General features: G+C 78.1%; 1 pseudogene. It reads left to right on the forward strand.

Annotation, left to right across the window (positions count from 1 at the left end):
- Positions 1 to 380: pseudogene (locus G3I78_RS48940) on the forward strand (FUSC family protein); the annotation flags it as partial.
- Positions 381 to 425: the final 45 nt, after the last annotated feature.

Here is a 425-nt window from a genome sequence, read left to right on the forward strand (position 1 = left end):
CCGCCCGGCTCCAGGACCGGCGGCGGATCTACCGCGAGATGTCGGGCGTACGCAACGAGTTCCAGCGGGCGCTGACCGAGCCGCCGCCGACGGGGGCGCGGGCCGCCGCCTGGTGGCCGCTGGTCGTCGCCGTCGAACGCATCGTGGACGCGACCACCGCCGCACGGGTCCGGGTCAACCACGGCGCCGAAGCCCCCCGCGCCGAGGAAGTGGCGACCGTCATCGCCGATCTGCGCGCCCTCGCCGAGGGGGTGCGCAAGGCCAGGACCCCCACCCAGCTGCACCCCGCGGCGCTGCCGCCCGGGGACGAGGGCTCCGTCCTGGCCCCGGTGCGCCACGAGCTCGCCGCGGCCCGCGCGATCGCCACCGACGAGCACTGACGCGGGACCGCCCTCCCGTGCCCTGGGGGCGCGTCGCCCGAATGG

The organism is Streptomyces sp. SID13726, assembly GCF_010548375.1.
Classification (GTDB): Bacteria; Actinomycetota; Actinomycetes; order Streptomycetales; family Streptomycetaceae; genus Streptomyces.